Origin of the sequence: Haloferax profundi (assembly GCF_001469865.1) — an archaeon.
GTDB classification, from domain to species: Archaea; Halobacteriota; Halobacteria; order Halobacteriales; family Haloferacaceae; genus Haloferax; species Haloferax profundi.
Genome location: NZ_LOPV01000530.1, coordinates 1 through 1188 on the forward strand (window position 1 = coordinate 1; position 1188 = coordinate 1188).

The following is a 1188-nucleotide window of genomic DNA, read 5'->3' on the forward strand; positions in this document are numbered from 1 at the left end:
CTGTCGCTGACGTCGAGGAGCGGGCTGAACTCGCAGACACAGAGTTCGTCATCGGCGACGTGGAGGATGCGGACGATTTTGTATCGGGTTTCGTTTGCGAGCGCTCCGAGCAGGTTGAGATCGTCGTCGAGCTCCGGGCCACCTGCGGCGACGTGCAGTTCCTCGAGTTCCGCGAGGCGTTCGTTGACAGCTTCGTCGCCACATCCGCCGCGTTCGTCGGCGAGGTATCGCTGGAGCCGATCGGTGGAAGACATCGGTTTGAATTGAGTGGATACTTGATTAAGACTTCTGGGTGCGCTGCGGATGAATGCCGGTTCAACTGAGTCGAGATAATTGAGCAATATCAAATATATACTAACGCCAAATTCATTCGAAATATGCTCGTGTAACTCGTATAGAGCCGTGTATTGTGGCGATTTCGCTTACTCGTGTGGCTTAGATGAAAACCGAAGCTTTATCCAAATATTTGAGTAACTACTCAGATGAACGGGGCGGTTGTGATGCTGGTGAGCGCCACTCACCGGGCAGCCGTTCCAGACAACAATTGAAACACGACTCAATCCAACTCATGACTGAACTCACACTGTACGAAGAAGCGATGTGTTGCTCCACGGGCGTCTGTGGCCCGGACCCCGACGACGAGCTCGTCGAAGTCAGCGCGGCCCTCGACCAGCTCGAGACCGAGATTGACGACCTCGATATCTCCCGAGCGAATATGCAACACGACATCGACCAGTTCCTCGAGACGCAGCGTATCTACGACCTCGTCGAAGAACACGGCCCGTCAATTCTCCCGATCACGATCGTCGACGACGAGATCGTCGCCAAATCCGAGTACCTCTCCTACAACGCCCTCAAAGCCGCGGTCACCGACCGTGAGTCCGCGCCGGAGGCCTGACGGATGAGCCAAATCGATACTGCCGCACGTGCCGTCGTCGAGTCGACGAGCGAAGAGACCGAGTTCGTCTTCTTCAGCGGGAAAGGCGGCGTCGGCAAGAGCACTGTCAGCTGCGCGACCGCGACGTGGCTCGCCGACAACGACTACGAGACACTGCTCGTGACGACCGACCCTGCGCCGAACCTCTCCGACATCTTCAATCAGGATATCGGCCACGAGGTCACCGGCATCGACGATGTCCCGAACCTCTCGGCCATCGAAATCGACCCCGACGTCGCTGCCGAAGAGTA

Annotated in this window: 2 protein-coding genes and 1 pseudogene; 2 read left to right on the forward strand and 1 reads right to left on the reverse strand. The window is 57.2% G+C overall.

Translation table 11 applies throughout. The features are described 5' to 3' along the window. A pseudogene (locus tag AUR66_RS16310) lies at positions 1-254 on the reverse strand (ArsR family transcriptional regulator); the annotation flags it as partial. A 314-nt stretch (positions 255-568) separates the two neighbouring features. Here AUR66_RS16310 and arsD point away from each other — a divergent pair. Both arsD and AUR66_RS16320 read left to right on the forward strand, forming a co-directional pair. Next, positions 569-898, forward strand: a complete 330-nt coding sequence (gene arsD / locus AUR66_RS16315; protein ID WP_004062155.1) for an arsenite efflux transporter metallochaperone ArsD — start codon at positions 569-571, stop codon at positions 896-898. 3 nt (positions 899-901) lie between these two features. Then, positions 902-1188: ArsA-related P-loop ATPase (locus tag AUR66_RS16320; protein WP_157533180.1), on the forward strand; the 287-nt coding region annotated here is incomplete at its 3' end.